The following is a 25,349-nucleotide window of genomic DNA, read 5'->3' as shown; positions in this document are numbered from 1 at the left end:
CTACAGCCGACGAGTGGAACCGCGCGCTTCGCGCACAGCAAAAAAGAGGAATGCCCGATGCTTTCTTTGATAACGTCCGCCCTGCGGGCGCTGCCCGCGCTCGCCCTGATGGCAGGTCTTTCCGCAACCGCCGCCCACGCCCAGACCGCCGAGGGATATTGGCAGGGCGTGCAGAAGGCCGGCGCCTTGCGCTGTGGCGCGGCTGTCGCGCCGCCCTATGTCATGCGCGGTCCGGCGACGGGCGAGTACACCGGCTTCTTCGCCGATCTCTGCAAGGAATTTGCCGACGTCCTCAAGGTGAAGCCTGAATTCGTCGATACGACCTGGGACAATATCGTCGCCGGTCTGCAGGCGGGCAAATGGGATCTGTCGCTCGCGCTCAACCGGACGCCGGCACGCGCGATGGCCGTGCAGTTCTCGATCCCGGCGATGGAATATCAGATCTCGCTCGCCTACAATAAAAACAATCCGAAGATTGCCGCCGGCGCCGCTTCGGTGGCCGATATCGACAAAGCAGGCGTAACTCTTGCGGTCATGTCAGGCACGGCCCAGGACAAGGCGATTTCCGCGGCGGTCAAGAACGCCACGATCATGCGCCTGCCCGGCAACGACGAGACCCGTCTGGCGGTCACCTCGAGGCGCGCCGACATCCTGGTCGACGCCTCCGACACCAACCAGCTCTTCACCCAGTCGAATCCGGATTGGGCGGTTGCGCTCAATCCGACGCCGGCCCTTGCCAAACAGGGTGTCGCTTTCGGCCTGCCGCATCAGCTTTCGGCCGCCGATGTCGAAGTGATCAATATCTTCCTCGAAGAGAGGGTCGCCACCGGCCATGTCGACGAGCTGATCCGCAAAGCCGTCGACGAAGTCCTCAAGGGCGCGAAGTAACCTCGCCGGGGCCGGTGCGACGATCGCCCCGGCCCTTTCAAGCTTCGATCATCGGAGATTGGCCATGACCACGTCCTTCAGCCCTCCCCTCGTCAAAATGCAGGCGCTCCACAAAAGCTATGGCGGCGGCGCAGTCCAGGTGCTGAAAGGCATCGACATCGAAATGAAGTCCGGCGAACGCGTCGTCGTCATCGGTCCGAGCGGCGGCGGCAAAAGCACGCTGCTTCGGGTGATGATGGGCCTGGAGCAGATCGACAGCGGCTCGATCAGTTTCGACGGCAAGGCCTATATTTCCTCCGACAGCGCTGCCAGGAAGACCCAGATCGACACCAATGTCCGCCGCTCGATCGGCATGGTCTTTCAGCACTATACGCTGTTTCCACATCTGAGCGTCATTCAGAACCTGATCCTCGCACCCTGCAAAGTGCGCGGAGAAAGCAAGTCGAAGGCGACCGCCCGCGCCCAGGCTCTGCTTGAGCGCTTCGGGCTCGGCGCCAAGGCCAATGCCTATCCGGCTCAGCTTTCCGGCGGCGAGAAGCAGCGCGTGGCGATCGCCCGCGCATTGATGCTCGATCCGAAGCTGATGCTGTTCGACGAGGTCACCTCGGCGCTCGACCCGGAGCTCGTCAGCGAGGTCGAGCAGGTGATCCTGCAGCTCGCCGCCCAGGACATGCCGATGATGATCGTCACCCACGACATGTGGTTCGCCAAGAACATCGCGTCGCGCGTCATCTTCTGTGCCGGCGGCGTGGTCGTCGAGGACGGCCCGCCCGAGCAGGTGCTCGGCGCTCCGCGCGAGGAACGCACCAAGGAATTCATCGACCGCGTCTTCCACATCAAGCAGTAGGAGGCACAGATGAACTACACGTTCGATTTCAACGCCGTCTCCATCGCTCCGCTTCTGCAGGGGCTGTGGGTTTCGCTGCAGCTGACGGCGGCTGCGAACGTCATCGGCATCGTTCTGGGCTTCGGATTGGCCCTGCTGATCATGAGCCCGATCAAGATCGTGCGGCTGCCGTTCATGCTGTTCGTCGAATTCTTCCGCTGCACGCCGGCCATCGTCCAGATCGTCTGGATATTTTACTGCGTGCCGATGCTGTTCGACGTCTTCCTCGACCCGATGATGATGGGCATCATGGCCCTCGGGCTCAATCTGATGGCGTTCAATGCCGAGGCCTATCGTGCCTCGATCCAGGCAGTGCCGCGCGAGCAGCTCGACGCCGGCATCGCGCTCGGCCTCAATCCGCTGCAGCGGGTGCTCTACATCGTCTTTCCGACGGCGTTCCGCGCCTCGATCCCGGTGCTTCTGACCAACGGCATCGTCATCTTCCAGCAGAGTGCGCTGGTTGCGATCGTGGCGATCCAGGACCTGATGTATCAGGGCAAGACACTGGCGACAGAAACCTATCGCCCGATCGAGACCTTCACGGTCGTGGCTCTCATTTATTTCGCCGTGTCCTTCCCGATAACCCAGATCGTCGGCCTGCTCGAACGCCGCCGCCAGACCCTCGTCAGCTAGGAGGCCAGCATGATGACGCTCGACTTCTCGATCCTGCTGCGCTTCGAAAACGCGCTCCTGCTCGGCCTCTGGATGACGATCAAGCTGACGATCATCTGCGTCGTGCTCGGATGCTCCCTCGGCTTCCTCGTCGGCCTTGCCCGCACGTCCCGCAACATCGTCCTTCGCGCCGTCGCGGGCGTCTACGTCGAATTCTTCCGCGGCACGCCGGTGCTCATCCAGCTCTTCTGGATCTTCTTCTGCCTGCCGCTGATCCTCGGGGTCGAGCTCTCGAACCTCACCTCGGGCGTCATCGCGCTGACGCTCTATATGGGCGCGATCACCAGCGAAACCTTCCGCGCCAGCCTCAAATCCATCGGCCGGGAGCAGCTCGATGCCTGCGTCGCCCTCGGCCTGCCGCAGAGGGTTCAGGTCGTCAACGTCGTGCTGCCGCAGGCGGTGCTGCGGGCCATCCCCACGCTACTGTCGAACTGCGTCAGCCTGTTCAAGGAGAGCGCGCTCGTCTCCGCCGTCGGCATGGCGGACCTGATGTTCGTCGGCCAGAACATCTCGAACAATACCGCCCGTCCGGTCGAAGTGCTGACGGTCGTCGCCCTGATCTATTTCGTCATCGCCTTCCCGCTCACGCGGGCGGTCTCCCTCATCGAGGGACGCATCCTCAAGAAGCTCGCAATCTGAAAACCGTCGTTCCCAGGACAGGAGACATCCCATGAAACTTTCCGGCGTCATGCCCGCCCTAATCACACCCTTCGACGCGGACAACAAGATCGACTTCAAGGCGTTCGAGAAGCTTCTGACGCATCTGCGCGAGGCAGGCGTCACCGGCTGGGTGCCGAACGGCTCGACCGGCGAATATTTCAGCCAGTCCAGCGAAGAGCGCCGTGACGTGCTGCAGTTCGTCAAGGAGTTTGCCAGGCCCGGCGAAATCCTGATCGCCGGCACCAATGCGCCAGCCACCCGCGAGGTGATCGAGCAGACGGCGATGGCGCGCGATATCGGTTATGACACGGTCTTGCTCGCACCGCCATTCTATACCCGCCCGACCCAGGCCGAACTGATCAGGCACTATGAAGCCGTGCTCGGGGCCGTCGATGTGAACCTGGTCCTCTATTCCTATCCGGCCAAGGATGGTTCAGACATCAGCTTCGAGCTGATGGATCATTTTGCCGACAATTCGCGGGTGATCGGCATCAAGGAAAGCTCGGGCGTATTGCAGCGCGCCATCGACATCGCCGGCCGCTATCAGGGCAGGATCCAGCTCGTCAGCGGTTCGGACGATATCGCGCTCGATTTCATGTTCTGGGGCGCGGAAAGCTGGATCTGCGGCCCCTCCAACTGCATGGCCAAGGCCTGCTGCGATCTCGACCGAACCTACAAGGCGGGGGACCTCAGCAAGGCGCGCGAGATGATGAAAACCCTCTATCGGGCGATGAACATCCTCGAGAGCGGCAAGTTCGTGCAGAAGATCAAGTATGGCTGCGAGCTTCAGGGCTTGCCCGTGGGGACGTGCCGCGCGCCGCTCGGCGACCTGACCTCGGAGGAAAAGGCCGAGTTCAGGGCGGCGATGGAGCCGATCCTCAACTGGTAACAGGAACAGGCCGGGGCGGCCGAACCGCCCCGGGATCTCTGAATTTACGAGGTTCGCCGTGTCATCCATCGTGATCGTCGGCGCCGGCATTATCGGCGCCACCATCGCCTATGAACTCCAGCGCCGGGGAAACGACGTCACCCTGATCGAGAGGGCCGCTCCCGGCATGGGCGCCTCCTACGGCAATATGGCGAGCATCGCGGTCACCGAATTCATGCCGGCCTCGCGCCCCGGCATCTGGGCGCAGATGCCGAAATGGCTGCTCGACCCGGAAGGGCCGGTGCGCATCCGGCCCGGTTACCTGCCGAAACTCGTGCCGTGGTTCTTGAGGTTCCTGGCCGCCAGCCGCCCCTCAAAATTGAGGGAATTGGAGGCGGCCGGTGCCGTGCTCTGCCGGCGCGTCTACCAAGACCTGGATGCGCTGCTGAAGGAGACCGGGCTGACGCATATGCTGACGGCCGAGGGGTGCCTGAGCCTTTATGCCGACGAAGCCGAGTTCAGGGCCGATCGCGAGCATATCGACATCCTGGAGCGCTTCGGCTTCCGGCACGACATCCTGGGCGGCAATGCCATCCGTGATCTTGAGCCGGCCCTGACGGCAAAGATCGGCAAGGCCGTGCTCTTTCCCGACAACCGGTCGATCACCGATCCGCACAAGCTCGTCCTCGCTCTTGCCGAAAAGTTCCAGGCGCTCGGCGGCAGGATGGTTCAAGGCGATGTCGCCGGTTTCGAGCAAAGCGAGGCCGGCGTCTCGGCCGTCCGCCTGGCGGATGGGCGGAGCGTCCCGGCCGATAAGGTGGTGCTTGCGGCCGGCGCCTTCACCGCGAGGCTTTCCGCCCTGCTGCGGGAGCCTATCCCGCTCGAAACCGAACGCGGCTACCACACGCAGATCATGGAACCCGGCATTTCAATGCGTCATTCGATCATCTGGCCGGCGCGCGCCTTCATGGTGACGCCGACGGCGGGCGGCATCCGTGTCGGCGGCACGGTCGAAATGGCCGGCCTCGACGCGCCGCCGGATTATCGGCGCGCAAAGATCCTGGTGAAGCGGGCTCGAGAAGCGTTGCCGGAGCTGAAGGCCGAAGGCGCGACGGAATGGATGGGGCACCGCCCGGCACTGCCCGACACCGTACCGGTCATGGGTCCATCCGCCAAGCGCCGGAACGTCTGGTACGCGACGGGTCATGGGCATCTCGGTCTGACTTATGCCGCCACGACCGGCCGCTTGATGGCCGACCTCGTTACGGGCGTCCAGCCGCCCGTGGACATGAAACCTTATCGCGTCGACCGCTTCTAAGCACGGCGCTGACGCAAGGCAAAAGGGAGTGAATATGCAAAGCGAACTCTACATTGATGGACAGTGGGTGAAGCCGGTCAAGGGCGGCACCTGCACAGTGACGAACCCGGCAACGGAAGAGGTGATCCAGACGATAGGCGCCGCAACGGCCGAAGACGTCGACCTTGCCGTCAAGGCAGCGCGCCGCGCCTTCGACGAGGACGGCTGGCCGAAGTTGACGGGCGCTCAGCGCGCCCGATATCTCCGGGCGATCGCCGATGGCATCCGCGCCCGCCAGGCCGAGATCGCCCGCCTCGAAGTTCTCGACAACGGCAAGCCGCTCCCCGAGGCCGATTGGGACGTCGCCGACGCCGCCGGCTGCTTCGATTTCTACGCGGGGCTTGCCGAACAGCTCGACAACAATCCCGAGGAGACGATCGCGCTTCCCGATCAGCGCTTTACTTCCAAGGCGGTGCGCGAGCCGCTCGGTGTCGCCGGCGCGATTATCCCCTGGAACTATCCGCTGCTGATGGCGGCATGGAAAGTCGCCCCGGCACTGGCCGCCGGCTGCACCGTGGTGCTGAAGCCTGCCGAGCTGACATCGCTGACGGCGCTTGAACTGGCGGCGGTTGCCGACGAAGCCGGGTTGCCGCCAGGTGTACTCAATATTTTGACCGGCGCGGGCTCGGTCGCCGGCCAGGCGATCATCGATCATAAACAAGTCGACAAGCTCGCCTTTACCGGCTCGGGGCCGGTCGGCTCGAAGATCATGGCGGCGGCCGCCCGCGATATCAAACGCGTCAGCCTCGAACTCGGCGGCAAGTCGCCCTTCGTCGTCTTCGAGGACGCAGATATCGACAAGGCTGTCGAATGGATCATGTTCGGCATCTTCTGGAATCAGGGCCAGGTGTGCTCGGCGACATCGCGAGTCCTCGTGCAGGACGCCATCTACGCGCGGTTGCTCGCGCGGCTGATCGAGGAAACGAAGAAGATCAAGATCGGCAATGGTCTCGACGAAGGCGTTCTGCTGGGGCCGCTGGTTTCCAAGCGCCAGCACGAGCAAGTCGTCGCGGCAATTGAGGCGGCGCGGCAGGCGGGTGCGACGGTCGCCTGCGGCGGGGCCCGCCCGGAAGGATTCGACAAGGGCTATTATCTCCAGCCGACCGTTCTGACTGACGTTCCGCTCGACAGCGCCGCCTGGGTTGAGGAGATCTTCGGCCCCGTTGTCTGCATCCGGCCGTTCAAGACCGAAGAAGAGGCGATCGAACTCGCCAATGATTCCCGCCTCGGCCTCGCCGCCGCCGTCATGTCGAAGGACGACATCCGGGCCGAGCGCGTCGCGGCCGCCTTCCGTGCCGGGATCGTCTGGATCAACTGCTCGCAGCCGACTTTCACCGAAGCGCCCTGGGGCGGCTACAAGGAATCCGGCATCGGCCGCGAACTTGGCCGCTGGGGTCTCGACAACTATCTGGAGACCAAGCAGATCACCCGCTTCGTCAGCGAGGATCCCTGGGGCTGGTACATCAAGCCGGAGGCGGCCGAATGAACTGGGACCGCAGTCTCGATCTGCTGCAGGTCCACTGCCAAGGCGAGATCGGCAAGGTCATCATGGCGGGAGCGCCCGAGATCCCGGGCGCGACCATGCTCGACAAGATGAACCACATCAACACGGTCGAAGACAGCCTGCGCCGCTTCGTCACCTTCGAGCCGCGCGCCAGCGTCGCCATGTCGGTGAACCTGCTGGTCGCGCCGACCCGCGCCGATGCCGACGCCGGCTTCATCGTGCTGCAGGCCGACCGCGCCCACCCGATGTCCGGCAGCAACTGCATTTGCGTGGTCACCGCCCTTCTCGAAAGCGGGCGGGTGCCGATTTCGGAGCCGGAGACGGCCGGCCTGATCGTCGCGCGCGCCACCTGCCGTGACAACAGATGTCTGTCGGTCAGCCTCGACAATGTGCCGAGTTTTGCCGAAGCGCTGGACAGGGAGGTGGAGACGCCGAAATGGGGCCGCATCAAGGTCGATATCGCCTTCGGCGGCGTCTATTATGCACTGGTCGATGTCGACCAGCTCGGCCTCGATATTGCGCCGGCCAATGCCCGGCTGCTGGCGGAGACCGGTATCGAGCTCAAGGCGCTTATGGCTGGCCAGGTCTCGGTCGCCCATCCCGTTTTAAGCGGCGTCAACGAGGTTGCCTATGTGATGTTCCGCGGGCGCGAATCCGATGGGGCGGTGAGGACCTGCACGACGCTGCAGCCGGGCCGCGTCGACCGCTCGCCCTGCGGCACCGGCAGTTCGGCCAATCTGGCGACCCTTTATGCTCGCGGCGAGGTCGCCGTCGGAGACTCAAGGACGTCGCGGTCGATCATTGGCGGCGAGTTCCTGGCGGAGGCGATCGGCGAGACTGAGGTGGGCGGCCGCCGCGCCGTGTTGCCGAGAATAACCGGCCGGGCCTATGTCTATGGTCGCGAGCAGCTGCGGCTGTCCGACGACGATCCCTTCGCCGCCGGCTTTGCGCTCTCTGACACATGGGGGCCGCAGGTCGGCCTGCTCGGATAGGAGCCTGCAATGTCTCACCCTCAACCTCTGGCCGGCCAGACTGTCCTCGTCACCGGGGCATCCGGCGGAATCGGTGCAGCCATCGTCGAGCGCCTTTCGGCCGAAGGCGCGCGGCCGGTCATCCACTACTGCCGCGACAGGCAGCGTGCGGAAGCCCTGCTCGGCAAACTCGGCGGAAACGGCTTGATCGTCCAAGCTGACCTCTCCAGTCCGGACGGCGCCTTCGTGCTTTGGCGCGACGCGCTTTCGGCGGTGGGACGGATCCATGCCGTCGTCAACAATGCCGGGGTCCGCAACGAGATTTCGATCAATGCCGATCCGGCCGATTGGCGAGCGGCCTGGCAGAAGGAGTTTCAGGTGAACTTCTTTGCGGCGGCGGATCTCTGCAAAGAGGCGCTCATACATTTCAAGCAGCATGGCGGAGGGCGGATCGTCAATATGGCCAGCCGCGCCGGTCAGCGCGGTTACGCAGCCGACGCCATGCCTTATGGGGCGACGAAGGCGGCACTGGTCAATCTCACCAAGTCGATCGCGAGGAGCTTCGGCTGCGACGGGGTGGTCGCCGTCTCCGTCGCGCCTGGAGGGTGCGCACCGATATGGCCGAGGATTTTGTGACAAGGCACGGCAAGGATGCTGCTGTCGGCGATATCCCGATCGGTGAGATGGCCGAACCGGCCGAGATCGCCGAACTGGTGGCCTTCCTGCTTCGCCCGTCACAGGCATCGGTGAACGGCGCGACATTCGACGTCAATGGCGGGAGCTATATCAGGTAGACGAATTCCAGCGGCAGCGGGCAGCGATATTGCATCCGCAATCGCGTGAGGACAAATGGAAGAGTTTGTTATGAAAAGATTTTTGGGCAGGGTCGCCGTCGTGACGGGCGGCGGAGGTGGCATCGGATCGGCCATCTGCAAGCGGCTGGCCGATGAGGGCGCCTTGGTGGTGGTGACGGATGCGAACGCCGAGGCGGCGGGTGACGTCGCCGCCGGCATAGAAGCTGCCGGCGGATCTGCAGTTGCCATCGGGGCCGATATTTCACGGAAATCGGAATGCGTCGACCTTATCGAGAAGGCCTTTGCGATCAGGGGACGGCTCGACGTGCTGGTCAACAATGCCGGCATCAACCGGCGCGGAAATTTGCTGTCGCTGTCGGACGAGGATTGGAGTACGAGCTTCGCCGTCAACCTGGATTCGATGTTCCATCTCTGCCGGGCCGCACTGCCGCATATGATCGCCGCCGGCGGCGGCGGGATCGTCAACACTGCCTCGCAATGGGGGCTCTACCCGGCGCCGAACCACATCGCCTACAACACGACGAAAGCGGCGGTCGCCGCCTTCACCCAGAACCTTGCCCGCGACTATGCGCCCGACAAGGTCCGGGTCAATGCGGTCTGCCCCGGGGAAATCCATACGCCGATGCTAGAAGCGGGCGTCACCCACTCCGGCCGGACAATCGCCGATCTCGACAAGCTCGTTCCCTATGGGCGCATCGGCAGGCCGGAGGAGGTGGCAGCGCTCGTTGCCTTCCTGGCATCGGACGAAGCGGCCTTCATGTCGCTGGTGGAAATCACCGGAGCGCAAGCCGTGGCTTGAAAGCCCTGATCGGCCTTGAGCAACGGGGATCGTCTACGATATCCCTCATCGAACATCTTCCGGCAAAAAAGCCTCGCTGAGCGGCACTCTGAAATCGATGCCGGTCCGTCAGGCGTCTGCGATCTGCTTGATGGTCTCGAAGACCGCGCGCGGTACTTTCAGGCTCTGAGACGGCGATTTTGGATATTCGATCCCATCGACGCCAGGTATGAACACGCCGTGTTGCTGGAGCCGGGCTGCCTGGCGATGCGCGCGCTCGACGAGGCCATCGTCAGGGCGTCCGGGCATCATTGCGATGACGGTCAATCCCACCGCCGGGCTGGCGCTTCCCGATCTGAACGATGGCGTGTCCAGTGACCAGGGCCTCCGGACAGGCCGGTCGACAGCATTTCCACCATCAGCGCCACATTGGCGCCCTTGCGCCCGCCGAAGGGAAGGAGGGCTCCGGCCAGTGCTCTTGCGGCATCTCGTGTGTCCATGCCCGTTTCGTCGACCGCCCATCCCTCCGGGATGCGCGCCCTTCGGCTGCGGCTGCGACGATGTTGACATAGGCCGTGGCGCTGGAGGCCTGGTCGATGATCAGCGGCAGCGAGCCTTCTCCCAGCGGAAAGCCGAAGGCCATCGGGTTCGTGCTGTAGACGGCGGGACCGCCCGCTTTGGCGACCACCATGGCATTTGCATTGGTCGCGACGATGTCGGCAAGCCCTGCAACGGCAAGCCGACGAACATAATAGCCCAGCTCTCCCGCGGTGTAGCTGTTCGTCTGCGTGAAGACTGCGACCCCGAAAGTGCGCGCCGCTTCGGCCAGATCGTCGAACGCCAGATCGAAGCCGAGCTGCGCGATGCCGCGGTCGGCGTCGGCGACGAAGAAGGCGGGAAACGGGCGCTCGAAGCTGGGGGTTGGGTTACAGTTGATGCGGCCTTCGCGAAAGCTGTCGAGATAATCCACCATATGCGGAAATCCGAGGGTGGCAAGTCCAAAGAGCGCGGCCGACAAGGTGGCGTCCACCAGGGAGCGGGCGGTGGATTGCGCTGCCCCGGCTGCCCGGCAGGCCCGTATTGCCAAGGTCTCGGCTTCAGCCTGATCGAGTAAAACCTCATTCCGACATCTCAGATCTCCATCCAGTTTTTTACGTGCGGATGCCTTGCAAGCATCAGCGCGGCCGCCTCGCGAGGGGAGGGTTCATGCGGCGTTCTAGCAAAAGTAGGCCAGCGCCAACAGACAAAATGTACAATGGTGTTCATGTCGGTCACTTTGATGATTGACAGGTTGATCCCTTCGCCGAAGGTTTCACCCCAGGCGAGATCTGGGCCTGAAGAAAGGCGGCGACGCATCGCCTGCGGCGATGATCCCGCTTTCGTTCTGGACGCTATATGTTTACAAGCGCAAGCTGTAAACATTCGTCCGAACGGAGGCATCGATCTTGCATATCCTGCGTCGCGCGCTGCTGGGGTCCTTGTGGACCATGATCGGCTGGAGACCGTCTTTCGCCGGGGAAGCGAGCGCGGAAACGGCGATGCGGGAGGAAGCCTCCTCGGTGACGCCCCGGCATGTTCTTTGTTTCCTCGGGAAGGATCGCGACCTCAGCCGCTTGTCCGAGGCAGCAGCGCAAGCTGTTCGGGACTTCGCCGATGGATTCAGCGTCGACGAGGAATATTCGCAGGCAGAGCCGGATGATCGCATGAGCCGATCGTTCTATGTCTGCTGGGATCGAGTCGAGGCCGATGTGTGGAACGAGGCGGATGAGAAAGCCGTCGCCGATCATCAATCCGTCCTCTATGTGCTCGGGCCGAGCATGGCGCAGGCGGAGACGGTAAAGGTGTCGATGACGGCGCTGCGCCTCGTCGAGCGACTGATCGCGGCGGGAGCGGTGGCCGTCAAAGGCGAAAGCGCCGGCATCGCCCATGGCCTCGATCGATGGAGAGCGCTGATCGGCCAAGGTGCTGAGGCGGTGAAAGCGGCAGATCCGCTCGCCCAGCAGCGCATCGGTCGGCTCGCATTCGCCAAGCGGCCGCTCTCGGCGCGGGGATATCTGGAGAGCGTCGGTTTCCATCTCGTTGGGTTGCCTGATGTCTGTGTGCCGGAGGCTATGGGCAGCGAAAGGCAGATCGTTGCCATCATCGATCAGGTCGCCGACGAGATCGCCGGGCATGGCCTGGATTCGACGCTGAAGAAGCGCCACGCCAGCCTCTCCTTCAATTCCACCTATGAGGTGGACGAATTCAAGTTCAATCCCTACGGCATCATCCGGCTTTCCGAATAAGCCCGAGTTTGCATTCACGATCATCGGTTGCGTTGCTGTGGGGGCAAACCGCCGGTCAGGCGATGCATGGACCATTGTCGGTCCGGCGACAACCGGTCTGATTGCCATAGGTCGCCGATCAAGACAGGCAGCAGGCTATTTGTAACTGATCGTGTCGCTGACGCGCGGGCGATTGAAGAAATGATGGTCGAAGCTGTAGCCGTTCTGTCCGGTGAAATTCGAGAAAAACGCCGAGACCGGGGTCGTCAATGTGTATTGCACCCGGGTCAGCACGACCTGGACGCCGGCATCCTGGATCTGCGAGGGGATGTCGATTGTGCTCGCCGTACCGGAATTCAGCGCCGAGGTGTTGAACGCCGCAGACCAGTTGACGGTGGGGTTGCCGCCTTTGCTGATATCGTTCACCGCGACGGTGATCGTAAGCCCGCTCGTATCATAGGGCTGCAGAATGAAGCTGGCGCCGGAAAGAAGCTTGGTAACATCGGACCTCGTCCAGGAACTCTGCTGTCCGATCAGATCGCCCGTCGTCGAGGCGATTTCGTCGATCTTGCGGCTGACCGTCAGCGCATGGCCGAGATCGACGGTGCCGAACAGCAGCATTACCAGGATCGGCAGCACCAGCGCGAATTCGACGCCAGACGCAGCCGTCCGCTCTTGCGCCAGACGATGTAGGCGAGATCGAGCGAAGCGGAAAAGGAAAAGGCTTCGTTTCTTGATCATGTCAGAAGGGCTCATTGCGGAACAAGACGGACGAGCCAAGAAGATAGCGACCGTCGGAAAGCTTGGCGCTCGACAGGGTGAGGAAATTGACGACGGGGTCCCAGGGCAGGAAGGTCTGAACCAGAATGTAATCGCTGCCCTTGCCGACATCGAAGGTCTCGGTGACGGCAAGATTGCCGCTATTGTCGATCGGGTCGGTGCTGGCCGCCGCCGACAGGTCGGAAAGCACGTTCACTTTGACCACGAGATCGCTGGAGCAGTTGAATGACAAAAGCATATCGTCGCAAATTTTTGCTTTGAAGCTTGCGAGCGTGATCTTAGACGATGCAACTTCGCCGGTACGGATCATTCGAGAAATTTTGTGAACCGAAGCATCCAGCGCAGAGTTGACGAAGAACATCAGTGACACTTCGATGATGCCGAACAACATGATGAAGAGCGGCAGGGCGAGGATTGCGAATTCGATCGCAGCCACCCCCTCACGATCGCCGAGCAGGCGGCGAAGCGATGCCAATCTTTTTCCGTGTTTCATTGAGTCAGCCGGACGGAAGAGAGATATTGGGTGAAGAGCGCCGAAAGCCCTGCCGTAATTTCCGTAGACGACGATGCCGATATGAACAGGCTCTTGGACGATGCGCAGTCGGCAAGCGCATAGGGGATATAGTCTCGTCTGGTGATGCTGCTTGAGACGTCGCTGTCCATGGTGCCGCCCCAGGTGTTCTTCCAGTTGGCGCTCGTCATGGTCGAGCCGACGGTGGCGTTGTAACCCCAGTCCGACGTGATCGGCAGATATTCGGTGTAGAGCACCGCCATCGTGTCGGATTGGTCTTTCAGATAGCCGCACCAATCAGGGTTGAGAGGCGCTACCTTATTCCAATAGGCCCCATACGTCCTATTCGTGTTTACCTTGTCGGTTACCCATTCGCGTTGCGACTGGACGCCGTCGGTCAACAACAGAACCAGCTTGAGCGGCGAACCCGAGGAAGTTCCATCCCCTCCGGCGCCGACTTTCTGTTTGAGCGTCGCAAGCGAGACGTCGAAATAGGTGGCGGCCTTGGAGGTCGCGCTGGTCAGGCCATAGTTCGCGTCCGCGAGGCGGTTTCGCGCCGTCTCCGTGTTCAGCGTCGGGGTCAGGACTTCCGTGAGAGTATCCCCGAGGCTGTATAATCCGACCTTGATCCGTTCGTGATTGCTGTCGGATTCGTCGATCATGTCGAGCACTTCGCGGACGGCGTCGCCGGCGACATCGGCACGCAGCTTTATGCCCTTTTCCGTGCTGTACTTATAGTTGTTGGCGTATGTCTTCTTGCCGATCGTGTGAGTATCGCCCGTGTGGCAGGCAAACTGGCATTTGATGCCGGAATACATAGCCGCCTGCCCTGCCGTCGTTGCCGCCAGAAGCATCGACGGAGAGGTGTCGATAACGATATAGACGTTGAGATAGGAGGTGGCGGGCCCTTTTACGGCGCTTGCGACGCTCACGGGAACGGTATCGATATTGGCGATCTTCATGAAGGTGGTCGGAACGGTGCCGCTCGCCGTCGCCGTTATGTTATGGTTGGTGGTATCGATCTCGATCTCGCCAAGCGCGTAGCTGTTTTCCACCTGTGCATGGAACCAGTCGGAGACCTTCTGTTCCAGCGCGTCGGTATCTTCGGTATTGTTGATCTGTTTGACCGCGGCGATCAGGGCTGAATCGAGGTCGCTCTGCATCCTCTGCCTGACATTGTAGCTGCGGATGTAGTCGAAGCTCGCGCCGACTGCGACGAGCATCGGCACCAAGCTGAGGGCAACGACGATCGCGACATTGCCGGTTCTGTCCCTTCCGAGACCGCGAAGCGTGTGCGAGCATCGACCCAATGCAGATAAAAAAACTGACTTCAAAAAACCACCAAAACGCCCGCAATGAAAATCGTAATGGCAAGATGTTTCAACGAAGCTTAAGTCTTTGTTAAATCTTGTGAGTTCCAGCCGCCAGCGGACTGGCGGCGCGCTATTTGCTGCGCTTATCGTACATCTCTGCGAATTATGGATACTCGTGCCGTGCTGCGGTGCCGGCCATCCGCGCCCTCAGCGCTGCATCAGCAGATTGTGCAAGCGCTTCTGAACCTCTTGCGGCCACAGGTTCCTGTTGTTGAAGAAGTCGCCGGCCACGGCGATCTAGCCTTCCGACATCAGGGACGGCATGGCCTGGGACTGGGCGCTGACTTCGCCCTTATGCGCCTTGATCATCTCCAATCCCAGTTTGCCGCAGCGATCGAGCCCCGATGGATCGACATCGGTGCGGACGGGCAAAGAGCCCTTGATCCGGCTGAAGGCAACCCTGGTTGTCGCGATCGAGCACCATGCGCGTGAAAGCCTGCCCGACCTTTCGGACGTAGCGTTTGAGATCACGAGAATTATGAATATCCATAATGCGCCGATCCGATCCGCTTCGCGTGGAAAATTGCTGGGCTGCCGAAGACCACAGCGATCTCTTAATTTTCTGACCGGAATATCCAATGCCAAGCCGACATGCTCGGATCGCGGCGGACCGGTGCCTTTGCGATCCGATCGTCAGGCCATAAATTTCCCCTCAAATGACTTGGGCGGCCTTTGCTAAAGATTCTCGACCGGGTGAATGAGACATCTGGTTGTTTCCCATGGTTGAGGAAGATCCATGATGACGTTGTCCCAGTCGCTTCAGCAGCCGGCCCTTCCTGCGCCGGAGCATGACCACGGGCGAACCGGAGAGCAGCATCAGGACACGGCAATCGATCGGGAAGCCCTGCTCGAAGCCTTGCTCGGCGCCTTTCCTCTTCCGGTTTTCTATAAGAACAGGCACGGGCGTTACCTCGGTTGCAACAGGGCCTTCGAGAACCTGCTTGGACATGCGCGCGAGGAGATCATCGGGAAAACTGACGCCGATCTCAATCCGGAACATCAGGCGGAATGGCATTTGGCGCAAGACGAGGCTCCCTCGGAAAGAGGCGGAGACCGCCATTGCGAGACTAAGATCACGACGGCGGGCGGGACGGTGCGCGACGTCGTCGTCAACAAGGTGGTGTTGCCGGGAAAAGATGGCGATGCCGCCGGCATGATCGGCGCCATCGTCGACATTACCGAGCACAAGCGGGCGGAGCGAGATCTCACGAAGGCACTTGAATTCGCCGAGGGGATCATCACCGCCATTCCCGACGTCCTCTTCGAGGTGGATGAGGACGGCCGGTATCTTCAGGTCTGGACACGAAATCCGGAACTGCTGGCCCAGCAGAAAGAGATGTTGCTCGGCAGGACGGTCAACGACGTCCTTGCGCCCGATCAGGCCGCCATCGCAATGGAGGCGCTGCGCGAGGCGGGCAAACAGGGCGTTGCCTACGGCCGATGCATATGCATCGGCTTGCCGAACGGTCAGATGCGGTGGTTCGAACTCTCCGTGGCCAGACGGCCGAGCGCCGATTTTGCTGCCACGACCACGCTCCTGGCGTTCTCGCGCGACATTACCGAGCGGAAGCAGGCGGAGGACGCCATCAACCTCGTGCGAATGCAGTTGCTCAGCGTGCTTCAGACGATGCCCGATATGGTGTGGGTCAAGGACACGGACGGTGTCTATCTGCTGTGCAACCACGCCTTCGAGCGGCTGACGGGATTGGCGGAAGCCGACGTTGTCGGGAAAACGGATTTCGAGCTGTTCGACATCGAAAGAGCCCGGTTTTTTCGGAAATCGGACAAGGCGGCTGTCGAGGCTGGAGAGTGCATCCTCAGCGATGAGGAATGGGTCATATCCCGGGAGAACGGGCAATCCGTTCTTCTTGAAACACGCAAGGTGCCGGTCATGGATGCGGGGGGAGGCGTCGTCGGGGTTCTCGGCGTGGCGCGCGACGTTACCGAATTAAACGTCTCGCGCCAGAAAATCCACCAGATGGCCTTTTACGATCCCCTGACCTCGTTGCCGAACCGATCGCTGTTCAACGACCGGCTCCGGCAGATGATCACCTCGGCCGTGTCGCGCGGTCAGCGGGCGGGCGTGGCGCTGATCGACATCGACCATTTCAAGGTGGTCAACGATACGATGGGGCATCCCGTCGGCGATGAACTGCTCTGCCAGGCGGCGGCCCGCCTCAAAGCGAGTGTTCGCGACTACGACACCGTCGCCCGTCTCGGCGGCGATGAATTCGCGATCCTGTTGCCGGATATCCGTCAGGGCGACGACCTCGGCCGGATTGCCGGCACGATTCTCGAGAGATTCAAGGAAGGTTTTTTGCTGGATGGCAAGGAGGTATTCATATCGTGCAGCGTCGGCATCGCGCTCTATCCCGATGACAGCGCCGACGTCAACGATCTCGTGAAATACGCCGACTCCGCAATGTATCTCGCCAAACGCTCGGGGCGAAACAGCTTTCGATTCTATTCAAAGGACCTGACGGCGAGCGCCGAAGAGCGCATGCGGCTGGAATCCGACTTGCGCCGTGCCATCGAGCGGGGTGAACTGGAGCTGCACTACCAGCCCAAGGTGCTCCTGGACAGCGGCGCCATGATCGGATCCGAGGCCCTGTTGAGATGGCGTCACCCGGTGATGGGCATGGTTCCCCCCGTCCGCTTCATTCCGGTCGCGGAAGATACGGGGCTGATCGTGGAGCTCGGCCGATGGGTGCTGCGCGAGGCGTGCCAGACGGCCGCCGAGCTGAATGCCGACGGCCGAATACCGCACAAGGTGGCAATCAACCTGTCGGTCAAGCAGTTTCAATCCGCCGGATTGATAAAGTCGATCGCCGAGATTCTTGTGGAGACCGGCTGCCGCGCGGAATGGGTTGAAATCGAAATCACGGAAAGCCTGTTGCTGGATCAGAAGGATGAAACGTTGCATATGCTTTCTGAGCTTCGGAGCATGGGATTTTCGATCGCCATCGATGATTTCGGCACGGGCTATTCGGCGCTGAATTATCTTGCCCGTTTTCCCATCGACACGCTGAAGATCGACAGGTCTTTCATCAACAGTGTCGACAAGCGTAACGAGGAACTTGTCAAGGCGATCCTCTCCATCGCGCGCTGTCTCGGCCAGAGCGTAGTGGCGGAAGGCGTCGAAACCGCCGAACAGGCGGCCTTCCTTGCCGCAAACGGATGCGGTACGGCGCAAGGTTTCCTCTACAGCAAAGCCGTGCCCAAGGCCGATATCATGGCTCTGTGGCGGCGTTCGCCGGCCAATGGTTTTTGATCCAGCCAAGATCGAGTTTCGCGGATGAACGTCATTGCGGGAAAATGATCGTCGCGCCGCGTGCAATTGGCGATCCCCCCGGCACCGTCAGCCTCCTCCAGGCGCGTGCTGTCCGTTTGTCGCAGCTCTGTCCACTTGGCGCAGCAACGGTCTAACGCGAGCTGTCCCAAGCGTTAAGACAGGAATTGTTAAGGCTGATGCGGCGTTTATCACCTGACGAACACACGCACTCGCTGAAATGAATAGCGACGATGTTCCGGTCGATCGGCAATGAACACGCCGCATCCCTTAGGCCATCAGCGCTGGAGACTTGAACGTTTCCTGTCCGCCACAGCAACGAAACAAAGAATGCAAATGGCTGAAATCATCGTCTTTCGAATCCGGTTTCCACCGCTTCGAATGATATTCGTGACCTGCAGATCGCAGGCGAATGATCCCACGATCCGGAGTTGCTCCAGGCGCGGGCTCGGATCCGGAGTGTTTTGGACGAACTCGATAGATTGAGCGGTGCGCTGCAAGCCTGCTGCTCGCCGGCGGGGGCGTAGGATCGTAGCTGTGATGAACGGGGTCGCCCGCGCCGTCGCCAAGATTCGTGCGGCGGGTAGGATTGCCGGCTGCCGAGGAATTGCCTGGCGGGAAAAGGGTGTCCAGTTCTTCTGCATTCACTCGGACCCCGTTCCTTCGCTGCCGTCTCGCCGGCATCAGCCACGCGCCTGCCCGGTAGTGCCGGCGGATAGGCCCAGGAGGGATATGGCGGCATTCTTCCTTATCAGGACGTCTGCCGCAGCGCCGTGACGACGCGGTCGGCCATGAAAGCGCAGCGGGCACCATCGAAGGGGAACAGCGCGGAGAATGCGCCGGAGAGCCGTTTTTCGATCGACTGGCGCATCATCTTCCGCGCCCGGTGCAGCCGGGTCTTGGCGGTTTCGGGTCTTATGCCGAGATAGGATGCGGCCTCGTCGGTGCTCATGCCCTCGACATCGCGCAGCACGAATATGGCGCGAAAGTCATCCGGCAGTTCGTCGACCGCATGTTCGAGGAAATGCCGTGTCTGGCTTCGCGACAGCTCGGCTTCCGGATCTGTCGCCGATAGCGAGGACGGAAACTGCACGACCTGGCCACCCGCCGACGTCGCATGCATGTCGATTTCCTCCAGTCCGGTGGTGTTCTTTTGCGCGCGTAACCGGCCCAGCGCCTCGTTCAGCGTAATTCGGGTCAGCCATGTCGAAAGCTCGGACTCACCCCGGAATGCCGACAGGTTGGCGAAGGCTTTGATGTAAGACGCCTGGACGACATCTTCCGCCTCCGCATCGTTGCGGATGATGGCGCGCGCGGTGCGGAACAGTCGCTGATTGTGACGCTGGACGATGGCGCGGATGGCGGGCTCGTCGCCGATTTTTGCCAGCGGCACGAGGTCCGCGTCGGTGAGCCTCGATAGAAGCGGTCGATGTCGTGTGTTCGGAATGGCCGTCATGAAAAACCTCCGCTACCCGTCTTTCCGGGAGCCCGGCCTATGGCCGGATCCCCAGTGTGCCCGTCATGGCGGGATGAAAGCGGCAGTAGAAGTCGACCGCTCCCGCTCGGCTGATCGTCATGCGGCCTACCGATTTCGGCGGCAAGTCGATGTCGAAGCTTTTGTCGCGCGCCGTTGCCGTATGCCGGAATATATCATCGTTTCGCCAGACGATCACATCGCCGACATGCAGTTCGGCAGGCGGCGCACTGAATTTCATTCCTGCAATGGTGAGCTGATATTCCGCGGCGGAGGCAGCGTCGCTGCCTGTCCAGAGCAGCATAAACACCAGCGGTAGCGCTTTTATCAGCGGGTTCATCGCAAGCCTACTTCATCATCGACGCAAGATGTTCGGCATGCATCTGGTGCTGTTTGAACAGAGTCAGGCCCGTTTCCAGCAGCGACTTCAGCTCCTTGTTCTGAGCCGAAGGGATCAGCACCTTGGCAAGCGCATCGTTGACCGACTTGTGATAGGCGACTTCGTTTTCGACATAGGCCTTGTCGAAAGCCGCGCCGTCGAGAGCGCTGAGCGTTGTCAGTTCCTTGTTCGCCTGTGCCGATAGCGACTGGCTGATGGCATTGTCTTCAGGCGTCACCTTGAGCTTCTTGACGAGGGCGAGGGCCTGATCGTTGACGGCCTTGTGGTCGCGCTCCATCGTCTTGGCGAATTCGATGACTTCGGCATTCTTGCTTTTCTTCAACGCCTGTTCCGCGGCGGTGACGTCGATCTGGCCCGCCGTATAGGCGATATGGGCGATTTGCGGGTCGGTCGGCTTGGCATCGCCGGCGATCGAGATGGTGCCGAGCGAGGCCGCTATCAGGGCTGCGCCGAGAATTCGTTTCAACATGATCTGTCTCCCTTATGTCACAGGACGGAACGTCTTCCGGCGACGATGGTGCGCTTGGGAAGCGAGCATTGGATGCAGATCGGATCAAAAGGTTCCCGGATTCTTGGCTTCGGCAAAAACGGCTCGTCAGCGCCTGCCGATAAAATGATGAAGCACGATCGCGTGGTTGTGCTCCGTGTCTTTCGCCGCATAGAGAAGCGTTGCGGTCGATTTCCCGATATGGCGTTTAAGGTCTTCCACGGCGGATGAATTCTTTTCGAGTTCGTCGCGGTAGCGGCGCTGGAATTCAGTCCATTTGGCCGGATCGTGGCCGAACCATCGGCGCAGCGCCGGGCTCGGAGCGATATCCTTCAGCCAGATATCGACCGCCGCATCCCGCCTGCTCAGCCCGCGTGGCCAAAGCCTGTCGACCAGGATGCGCGTGCCGTCCTTGTCGTCCTTTGGCTGGTAGATCCTTTTGATGTGCAAGGCCATTTAATCATCCGCAATGACTCGAAAGGCGTATTCCTGACGAACAGACCGGCTGAGGATTTGGTTCCGCCGCAAGGGTTGCCAATTGGCCACAGCGGTGCGCCTCTGACCTGTCACGATTGATTGTTGCGTGCAATTGGTATTGCTCTGTCATTCTTGCTCTGGCGGTGGCAGTTGATGCGATCAGTTTTCCGCGTTTAGTCCGGCTCGATAGAATCGCGGACCGGTTCGCAGAGGTGGAGTTCCCGATGGTCGCCCGCTCAGTCACACCCAAAGAGCATTTGCCCGATGGTCGATCTAGGTCCTCGACCGCATAACTCAGTCCTCTGCCTGCGTTGAAGCGTACCCATCGCAATGGTGGATGACAGGATGACAGGGTGCACATGTACGGACGTGCCTACCACGGCCAGCGAGGAATTTCGTCGAGCGCGATCCAGGAGAGCATTCCGAGCGGCATTGTCGTCTGAAGCACCCGTCAGCATAAAGCCGAGGGGCGGCCTGGTTCGGTCGGCAGGGCAGCACCCGATCGGGTTAGCTGGGTGCGTATTGTAGAATATGGGAATGTACGCATAATTTCTGCGGCTGGCGCTGCCAGGCAAGATCAGTCGAGTGCTCCGGGGGAAGCTATGGTCACAGATGTCGAAGACTCCCATGCTGGCATCGTGTCGCCCGAACTCGTGGTCGATGCACTCTTTGCATGCCGGAAGACGGCGGCGATCAAGGCGGCCATCGAGCTCGATCTATTTACGCATCTCGGCGAGGGCAAAACGGCAGCATTGCTGGCGTCGGCAATGAGCGCCTCGGAGCGTGGGACGCGCATCCTGTGCGACTATCTCGTGGTCCATGGTTTCCTGACAAAGAAGAGCGGTGAGTACCGAATGGCGCCCTCAACCAGAATGTTCCTCGATCGCAATTCGCCGGCCTATATGGGCTCCGCCGTCGAGTTCGTCGCCGCTCCCGAAGTCCTGGACAATTTTCTGCGTGATCCGGCCGCGGTCGTGCGAAATGGCGGATCGGCGGGGCTTGCGAACCTGTCGGCAGACAACCCCGTCTGGTTGAAGTTTGCGCGCGGTATGGGCTCCTTTACCGGGCTCAGTGCCAAAATACTGGCTGGCGAAATCTCCGGTTGGGGAAAGCCTCCCAAAAAGGTTTTGGACATCGCTGCAGGTCCGGGCGTCTTCGGGATCGAAATTGCCAAGGTCTTTCCGTCGGCGGAGATCGTCGCGGTCGACTGGGCCGCCGTATTGGAGCTGTCGCGGCAGAATGCGGAAAGAGCCGGTGTTGCTGACCGATATCGGACGATCGCCGGCAATGCCTTCGAAGTCGAGTGGGGCACGGGTTATGATCTCGTCCTGCTTCCGAACTTCCTGCACCACTTCGATATGCCGACATGCGCTCAATTGTTGCGAAAAATCATCGCGAGCCTCGCAGAGGATGGTCGGATCGTCGCGGTTGATTTCGTGCCGAACGAAGATCAGGTGTCACCGCCTTTTCCCGCGGCGTTTTCCTGGGAGATGCTCGCTAGCACGCCGGCGGGCCAGGCTTACACGCAAGGTGAGCTGACTGAGATGGCAAAGCTGGCCGGCCTTGCCGCTGTAATTGTCAAACCGATGCCGCCTACTCCGGCAAGCGTCATTGTCTTTGCATAGCCGGCCAACCACGTCTCGCTACCGGCCGACCCGCCGGCGGCTTCATCGAATGTCTGGGCGTTCTTTCGCAGATGGGATCCTTTACGCTCGCAACGCTACATCGATCCGAAGGAGGGTGGTCGAGGACCCTTTGGCCATTTCGAAGCTGTTCGCACGATCAGACGCGATCGTCTGGTCGAGAATTGACGTGCGCCTGGCTTTGGTGGAATCGGTATGCTGGAGGTCACGCTTTGCATGGCTGGTTTTGCTGAGGATCAATATGAAGCGGTTTTCGAACGTCCGAACCTTGTTCTTCGCGCCGATCGTCCTGATCGGGCTCGGCGCTCCGGCGGCATCGGCGGAACAGAATGAATGCGCCGGCCGTGCGGCAGACATCATTCGGCGAGCCTATCCGAGCGCGACAAACGCCGATGATGGTACTCTTCTGTTCGAGGGGACAACCATCACGCTATCCAAGAGGGATAGTGTTGATGGCGATCCGCATGCGGTGATCTGCCGGGTTTGGCCGGCTCAGCCCCAGCTGACGCTGATTGCGGTTCCGTTGATGACAAAGCAGTCGGATTCGGAAAACGAAGGTGATATCGAACTGCTCGTCGTCGACAGCAGCAACCTGCAATTAAGGCAGCGGCTGCGTCTTGGCGGCCTGATGTCCGACGACGCCGTTCGGGTAAGAAGCGTCGCCTTCGATACCGCACGCTATCAGCTCGCTCCGAAGAGAACGGCTTTCGGCCTGCGTGTTTCGCTGGAAGGCAGCTCGCGTGCCAATCCATTCGGTGAAACGACCTTATGGCTCTTCGCGATCGAAGGTGATGGGCTGAAACCGGTTCTCGACAACATCGTCGTCGGTGAAAATCACGGAGAATGGGATACCGTCTGCGCCGGTGAGTTTAGCGAAACCACGCGCATGCTTTCGATGGTTCCATCAGCGAAAGCCACGGTTGCCGACATCGTTGTCACCGAGAAAACGACGACATCCGTCAATAGGGTCGGAACGAATAATGATTGCAACAGAGAAGATAAGACGACGATCGACAAGCACCGGCTGCAGTACGGCGGATCGGGATATGGCGTTCCCAAAGACCTGAAGCGGGTCGATTAGGAGGAGCTGACCGGGACGGGATCCTTCCGCCTGCGTGACCCATATGCGGCTTCATCATCGAAGCGTTGAAGTGCTGCGCGGCTGATGCCGGTGAACGCCGCCCACGTCTTGTGCTATGTCACATCCCTGTCACCTACTACGTGCCGTCAGAGTTCGGGACCTGTCGCTGGGGCGATCTGCATCTGCGGAGGCTGGAGCGCGTCGTCTTTCCCGGGGTTCATTTCGGTATCGGTTGACGGAGCTCCGGGCGCAGCCAGCGGCGTCCGGGGTTGAGCAGTTGATCCTGTCGTTTCCGTTCCGACCGCAGGATTGTTGCCAATAGGGGTCGCTGCGGCGGAATTAATCGAAACCTGATCTGTACCGATCGGTTGAGGGGTGACCTTGCCGTCGGCCGAAGCGACGCGCCATACGGTGCTGCCGCTGTCATCGGCCACAAGCAGTGCTCCTGTACCGTCGATGCCGACGCCGACTGGCCGTCCCTTCGCCTTATCTCCCTGGATAAAGCCCGTTACCACATCCTGCGCTTTGCCTGAAGGCTGGCCATTTTCGAACGGCACGTAGACCACCTTGTAACCGTTGAAGCTGTCCCGGTTCCAACTGCCGTGCTCGCCGATGAAGGCGCCGTTGGCGTAGGCGGCCGGCAGCGCCGAATTCTTGGAGAAGGTCAGCCCGAGGGCCGCGACGTGGCTGGACAAGGCATATTTCGGCGGGATCGCCTTATCGACCATCTCGGGGCGCGGCGGGTGCACGCGCGGATCGACGTGCTTGCCATAATAGCTCCAGGGCCAGCCGTAGAAGCCGCCATCCTCGACCGACGTCATGTAGTCGGGAACGAGGTTCGGACCCAGCTCATCACGTTCATTGACGACAGTCCAGAGGACGCCGTTATCGGGGTTGAAGGTGAGGCCGTTTGGATTGCGCAAACCGGAGGCGAAGACGCGCGCGGCGCCGGTGTTCCGGTCAACCTGCCAGATCGCGGCGCGACCCTTCTCCGCTTCGAGACCATTTTCGGCGATGTTCGAATTCGAACCAACTGAAACGTACAGCATCTTTCCGTCCGGGCTGAGCGCAAGATCCTTTGTCCAGTGATGGTTGATCGGGCCGCCTGGCAGAGGCGTCAATAATTTCGGCGGGGCGGTTATCTCATTCTGCCCGAGTGAATAGGGATAGGCGAGAATGGCGCTGGTCGAGGCTACATAAAGCGTATTGTCTATCCAAGCCACGCCGAAGGGCGACTCCAGTTTTTTCAGGAGATCGTGCCTCTCATCTACAATGCCGTCACGGTTCGTGTCGCGCAGCAGCGTGATCAGATTGCTTTCCTTCTGCTGGCCGCCACTATCGCCATGAGCGATCGACATGATCCAGCCCCGTATGAAATCCTTTGGCCGTGATCTTGGCTCACCGGATGGACCCCGGGATTGAATGACCAGCACGTCGCCATTCGGCAGGGTGTGCACGGTGCGCGGATTGGCGAGGTCCTTGGCAAACGCAGTGACTTTCAATCCATCCGCGACCGCCGGCGTCTCGCCTTCTTTCCAACCAACGACCTCCGCCACCTTCAGATCAGCGAGCAGAGACGTGGCCGGCTCGGGCAGCACTGGATTAGGTCCGATCTGCGTGGAAATATCGAAATTTTCGCTCTGCGCATAGGCCGCGAGGCCGATGCTACTCGCTATCGACAGGATCGACGCGGCGAGGATATGGGTCTTCATCATCACACTCTCCAGGCCAGTCGGGCATACTTGCGAGCAGACACGGCCGCAGTCACCAGGCACAACAAGAAGGTAACAGCCGACAGCGCCAGCCCGTAGGGGACCACCGCGGTCCAGCCATCGCCGGCATGCACAAGGCTGTTTGTGACCGCAAGCACCAATATCAAGAGGTATAGGAGGGCGGACAGGAAGGTCGGCCGCAAAGGCCGAGTCCGCGGACGCAGCAGATCGAAGACTCCCACCAGAATTGCAAGCGCTCCGAAAACGAGGCCGGCAAACAGCAGCCAAGCTGAGAAGTTTTGCCACATCAGATTGCCGCTTTGCCAGAAGGCGATATCGGTCGCCAACGCGAGCGTAAAGCAGACGAAGGGAAATGGGATAAAGAGCGACTGTATGGGATAGGCGGCCGCGTCGCGACTTCTGGCGGAAAAGATAGCCATGGCATGCTCCTTGGCGAAG

General features: G+C 61.0%; 24 protein-coding genes and 4 pseudogenes. 15 read left to right on the top strand and 13 right to left on the bottom strand.

Going from position 1 to position 25,349, the window contains the following annotated elements:
• Positions 1 to 57: 57 nt before the first annotated feature.
• From PYR71_RS22480 to PYR71_RS22435, 10 genes and pseudogenes are all read left to right on the top strand, one after another.
• Positions 58 to 888, top strand: a complete 831-nt coding sequence (locus PYR71_RS22480; protein ID WP_275620885.1) for a substrate-binding periplasmic protein — start codon at positions 58 to 60, stop codon at positions 886 to 888.
• Positions 889 to 952: 64 nt separating this feature from the next.
• A complete protein-coding gene (locus PYR71_RS22475) occupies positions 953 to 1,735 on the top strand; it encodes an amino acid ABC transporter ATP-binding protein (RefSeq protein WP_275620884.1) in 783 nt (260 codons plus the stop codon).
• Positions 1,736 to 1,744: 9 nt separating this feature from the next.
• Positions 1,745 to 2,407, top strand: coding sequence for an amino acid ABC transporter permease (locus tag PYR71_RS22470; protein WP_275620883.1), 663 nt, complete (start codon positions 1,745 to 1,747; stop codon positions 2,405 to 2,407).
• Positions 2,408 to 2,419: 12 nt separating this feature from the next.
• Positions 2,420 to 3,085, top strand: coding sequence for an amino acid ABC transporter permease (locus PYR71_RS22465; protein WP_097664682.1), 666 nt, complete (start codon positions 2,420 to 2,422; stop codon positions 3,083 to 3,085).
• Between the two features lie 31 nt (positions 3,086 to 3,116).
• Positions 3,117 to 3,995: a dihydrodipicolinate synthase family protein gene (locus tag PYR71_RS22460; RefSeq protein ID WP_275620882.1), complete on the top strand. Its 879-nt coding sequence runs from the start codon at positions 3,117 to 3,119 to the stop codon at positions 3,993 to 3,995.
• 58 nt (positions 3,996 to 4,053) lie between these two features.
• Positions 4,054 to 5,292, top strand: a complete 1,239-nt coding sequence (locus PYR71_RS22455; protein WP_275620881.1) for an NAD(P)/FAD-dependent oxidoreductase — start codon at positions 4,054 to 4,056, stop codon at positions 5,290 to 5,292.
• 34 nt (positions 5,293 to 5,326) lie between these two features.
• The gene (locus tag PYR71_RS22450; protein ID WP_275621040.1) at positions 5,327 to 6,817 is read left to right on the top strand and encodes an aldehyde dehydrogenase family protein; all 1,491 of its coding nucleotides are present in this window, start codon (positions 5,327 to 5,329) and stop codon (positions 6,815 to 6,817) included.
• Complete coding sequence (locus PYR71_RS22445; RefSeq protein WP_275620880.1) at positions 6,814 to 7,827, top strand: proline racemase family protein; 1,014 nt, start codon at positions 6,814 to 6,816, stop codon at positions 7,825 to 7,827. Before PYR71_RS22450 ends, PYR71_RS22445 begins: the two co-directional genes overlap by 4 nt.
• A 9-nt stretch (positions 7,828 to 7,836) precedes the next feature.
• Positions 7,837 to 8,600 (top strand): annotated as a pseudogene (locus tag PYR71_RS22440) (SDR family NAD(P)-dependent oxidoreductase).
• Between the two features lie 70 nt (positions 8,601 to 8,670).
• Complete coding sequence (locus PYR71_RS22435; RefSeq protein ID WP_275620879.1) at positions 8,671 to 9,420, top strand: SDR family NAD(P)-dependent oxidoreductase; 750 nt, start codon at positions 8,671 to 8,673, stop codon at positions 9,418 to 9,420.
• A 108-nt stretch (positions 9,421 to 9,528) separates the two neighbouring features.
• Here the strand turns inward: PYR71_RS22435 and PYR71_RS31035 are convergent, their stop codons facing one another.
• The 3 genes and pseudogenes from PYR71_RS31035 to PYR71_RS22425 form a co-directional block, all read right to left on the bottom strand.
• A complete protein-coding gene (locus PYR71_RS31035; protein WP_416340303.1) occupies positions 9,529 to 9,726 on the bottom strand; it encodes a hypothetical protein in 198 nt (65 codons plus the stop codon).
• Positions 9,723 to 10,486 (bottom strand): annotated as a pseudogene (locus PYR71_RS22430) (Ldh family oxidoreductase). Before PYR71_RS22430 ends, PYR71_RS31035 begins: the two are co-directional and overlap by 4 nt.
• 44 nt (positions 10,487 to 10,530) lie before the next feature.
• Positions 10,531 to 10,755 carry a hypothetical protein gene (locus PYR71_RS22425; RefSeq protein WP_275620878.1) on the bottom strand — a complete coding sequence of 75 codons (225 nt, stop codon included), beginning with the start codon at positions 10,753 to 10,755 and terminating at the stop codon, positions 10,531 to 10,533.
• Positions 10,756 to 10,844: 89 nt separating this feature from the next.
• Here PYR71_RS22425 and PYR71_RS22420 point away from each other — a divergent pair, with 89 nt between their 5' ends.
• Positions 10,845 to 11,684: a hypothetical protein gene (locus tag PYR71_RS22420; protein ID WP_275620877.1), complete on the top strand. Its 840-nt coding sequence runs from the start codon at positions 10,845 to 10,847 to the stop codon at positions 11,682 to 11,684.
• 135 nt (positions 11,685 to 11,819) lie between these two features.
• Here the strand turns inward: PYR71_RS22420 and PYR71_RS22415 are convergent, their stop codons facing one another.
• From PYR71_RS22415 to PYR71_RS22400, 4 genes and pseudogenes are all read right to left on the bottom strand, one after another.
• Positions 11,820 to 12,404, bottom strand: coding sequence for a TadE/TadG family type IV pilus assembly protein (locus PYR71_RS22415; protein ID WP_275620876.1), 585 nt, complete (start codon positions 12,402 to 12,404; stop codon positions 11,820 to 11,822).
• Between the two features lies 1 nt (position 12,405).
• Positions 12,406 to 12,936, bottom strand: a complete 531-nt coding sequence (locus PYR71_RS22410) for a TadE/TadG family type IV pilus assembly protein (protein ID WP_183934486.1) — start codon at positions 12,934 to 12,936, stop codon at positions 12,406 to 12,408.
• Positions 12,933 to 14,288 (bottom strand): TadE/TadG family type IV pilus assembly protein, encoded by a 1,356-nt coding sequence (locus PYR71_RS22405; RefSeq protein ID WP_275620875.1) that lies wholly within the window; start codon positions 14,286 to 14,288, stop codon positions 12,933 to 12,935. Before PYR71_RS22405 ends, PYR71_RS22410 begins: the two co-directional genes overlap by 4 nt.
• 186 nt (positions 14,289 to 14,474) lie before the next feature.
• A pseudogene (locus PYR71_RS22400) lies at positions 14,475 to 14,766 on the bottom strand (carbohydrate ABC transporter substrate-binding protein); the annotation flags it as partial.
• 300 nt (positions 14,767 to 15,066) lie between these two features.
• Here PYR71_RS22400 and PYR71_RS22395 point away from each other — a divergent pair.
• Both PYR71_RS22395 and PYR71_RS22390 read left to right on the top strand, forming a co-directional pair.
• Positions 15,067 to 17,598, top strand: a complete 2,532-nt coding sequence (locus tag PYR71_RS22395) for a sensor domain-containing protein (protein WP_416340307.1) — start codon at positions 15,067 to 15,069, stop codon at positions 17,596 to 17,598.
• Between the two features lie 543 nt (positions 17,599 to 18,141).
• Positions 18,142 to 18,322 (top strand): annotated as a pseudogene (locus PYR71_RS22390) (HpcH/HpaI aldolase family protein); the annotation flags it as partial.
• Between the two features lie 45 nt (positions 18,323 to 18,367).
• Here the strand turns inward: PYR71_RS22390 and PYR71_RS22385 are convergent.
• The 4 genes from PYR71_RS22385 to PYR71_RS22370 form a co-directional block, all read right to left on the bottom strand.
• Entirely contained in the window at positions 18,368 to 19,072 is a 705-nt protein-coding gene (locus PYR71_RS22385) for an RNA polymerase sigma factor (protein ID WP_275620873.1), read from the bottom strand.
• Between the two features lie 37 nt (positions 19,073 to 19,109).
• Positions 19,110 to 19,430, bottom strand: a complete 321-nt coding sequence (locus PYR71_RS22380) for a cupredoxin domain-containing protein (RefSeq protein ID WP_275620872.1) — start codon at positions 19,428 to 19,430, stop codon at positions 19,110 to 19,112.
• A 7-nt stretch (positions 19,431 to 19,437) separates the two neighbouring features.
• On the bottom strand, positions 19,438 to 19,959 hold the full coding sequence (locus PYR71_RS22375) for a DUF4142 domain-containing protein (protein ID WP_275620871.1): 522 nt from the start codon (positions 19,957 to 19,959) through the stop codon (positions 19,438 to 19,440).
• 126 nt (positions 19,960 to 20,085) lie between these two features.
• Positions 20,086 to 20,433 carry a DUF488 domain-containing protein gene (locus PYR71_RS22370; RefSeq protein ID WP_275620870.1) on the bottom strand — a complete coding sequence of 116 codons (348 nt, stop codon included), beginning with the start codon at positions 20,431 to 20,433 and terminating at the stop codon, positions 20,086 to 20,088.
• A gap of 623 nt (positions 20,434 to 21,056) precedes the next feature.
• On the opposite strand from PYR71_RS22370, the gene PYR71_RS22365 reads away from it, so the two are divergent.
• Together PYR71_RS22365 and PYR71_RS22360 are read left to right on the top strand one after the other, a co-directional pair.
• Positions 21,057 to 22,079, top strand: a complete 1,023-nt coding sequence (locus tag PYR71_RS22365) for a class I SAM-dependent methyltransferase (RefSeq protein WP_275620869.1) — start codon at positions 21,057 to 21,059, stop codon at positions 22,077 to 22,079.
• A 259-nt stretch (positions 22,080 to 22,338) separates the two neighbouring features.
• Positions 22,339 to 23,178 carry a PA3715 family protein gene (locus PYR71_RS22360; RefSeq protein ID WP_275620868.1) on the top strand — a complete coding sequence of 280 codons (840 nt, stop codon included), beginning with the start codon at positions 22,339 to 22,341 and terminating at the stop codon, positions 23,176 to 23,178.
• Between the two features lie 146 nt (positions 23,179 to 23,324).
• Here the strand turns inward: PYR71_RS22360 and PYR71_RS22355 are convergent, their stop codons facing one another.
• Both PYR71_RS22355 and PYR71_RS22350 read right to left on the bottom strand, forming a co-directional pair.
• A complete protein-coding gene (locus PYR71_RS22355; protein WP_275620867.1) occupies positions 23,325 to 24,893 on the bottom strand; it encodes a PQQ-dependent sugar dehydrogenase in 1,569 nt (522 codons plus the stop codon).
• Positions 24,893 to 25,330, bottom strand: coding sequence for a DUF2231 domain-containing protein (locus PYR71_RS22350; protein ID WP_183934479.1), 438 nt, complete (start codon positions 25,328 to 25,330; stop codon positions 24,893 to 24,895). The genes PYR71_RS22355 and PYR71_RS22350 overlap by 1 nt, the downstream gene beginning before the upstream one ends.
• Between the last annotated feature and the right edge of the window lie 19 nt (positions 25,331 to 25,349).

Origin of the sequence: Rhizobium mulingense (assembly GCF_029194105.1) — a bacterium.
Lineage (GTDB): Bacteria > Pseudomonadota > Alphaproteobacteria > Rhizobiales > Rhizobiaceae > Rhizobium > Rhizobium mulingense.
Note: the sequence above shows the minus strand (reverse complement) of the source record. Positions and strands in the feature narration are given on the sequence as shown.

Bases quoted from the DNA above. Each gene is read 5' to 3' on its own strand.
- PYR71_RS22410 (WP_183934486.1), bottom strand. From the start codon at position 12,936: ATGAAACACGGAAAAAGATTGGCATCGCTTCGCCGCCTGCTCGGCGAT.
- PYR71_RS22435 (WP_275620879.1), top strand. From the start codon at position 8,671: ATGAAAAGATTTTTGGGCAGGGTCGCCGTCGTGACGGGCGGCGGAGGT.
- PYR71_RS22375 (WP_275620871.1), bottom strand. From the start codon at position 19,959: ATGTTGAAACGAATTCTCGGCGCAGCCCTGATAGCGGCCTCGCTCGGC.
- PYR71_RS22350 (WP_183934479.1), bottom strand. From the start codon at position 25,330: ATGGCTATCTTTTCCGCCAGAAGTCGCGACGCGGCCGCCTATCCCATA.
- PYR71_RS22370 (WP_275620870.1), bottom strand. From the start codon at position 20,433: ATGGCCTTGCACATCAAAAGGATCTACCAGCCAAAGGACGACAAGGAC.
- PYR71_RS22415 (WP_275620876.1), bottom strand. From the start codon at position 12,404: ATGATCAAGAAACGAAGCCTTTTCCTTTTCCGCTTCGCTCGATCTCGC.
- PYR71_RS22360 (WP_275620868.1), top strand. From the start codon at position 22,339: ATGAAGCGGTTTTCGAACGTCCGAACCTTGTTCTTCGCGCCGATCGTC.
- PYR71_RS22465 (WP_097664682.1), top strand. From the start codon at position 2,420: ATGACGCTCGACTTCTCGATCCTGCTGCGCTTCGAAAACGCGCTCCTG.
- PYR71_RS22480 (WP_275620885.1), top strand. From the start codon at position 58: ATGCTTTCTTTGATAACGTCCGCCCTGCGGGCGCTGCCCGCGCTCGCC.
- PYR71_RS22460 (WP_275620882.1), top strand. From the start codon at position 3,117: ATGAAACTTTCCGGCGTCATGCCCGCCCTAATCACACCCTTCGACGCG.
- PYR71_RS22470 (WP_275620883.1), top strand. From the start codon at position 1,745: ATGAACTACACGTTCGATTTCAACGCCGTCTCCATCGCTCCGCTTCTG.
- PYR71_RS22385 (WP_275620873.1), bottom strand. From the start codon at position 19,072: ATGACGGCCATTCCGAACACACGACATCGACCGCTTCTATCGAGGCTC.
- PYR71_RS22355 (WP_275620867.1), bottom strand. From the start codon at position 24,893: ATGATGAAGACCCATATCCTCGCCGCGTCGATCCTGTCGATAGCGAGT.
- PYR71_RS22365 (WP_275620869.1), top strand. From the start codon at position 21,057: ATGGTCACAGATGTCGAAGACTCCCATGCTGGCATCGTGTCGCCCGAA.
- PYR71_RS22395 (WP_416340307.1), top strand. From the start codon at position 15,067: ATGACGTTGTCCCAGTCGCTTCAGCAGCCGGCCCTTCCTGCGCCGGAG.
- PYR71_RS22475 (WP_275620884.1), top strand. From the start codon at position 953: ATGACCACGTCCTTCAGCCCTCCCCTCGTCAAAATGCAGGCGCTCCAC.
- PYR71_RS22380 (WP_275620872.1), bottom strand. From the start codon at position 19,430: ATGAACCCGCTGATAAAAGCGCTACCGCTGGTGTTTATGCTGCTCTGG.
- PYR71_RS22450 (WP_275621040.1), top strand. From the start codon at position 5,327: ATGCAAAGCGAACTCTACATTGATGGACAGTGGGTGAAGCCGGTCAAG.
- PYR71_RS22425 (WP_275620878.1), bottom strand. From the start codon at position 10,755: ATGCGTCGCCGCCTTTCTTCAGGCCCAGATCTCGCCTGGGGTGAAACC.
- PYR71_RS22445 (WP_275620880.1), top strand. From the start codon at position 6,814: ATGAACTGGGACCGCAGTCTCGATCTGCTGCAGGTCCACTGCCAAGGC.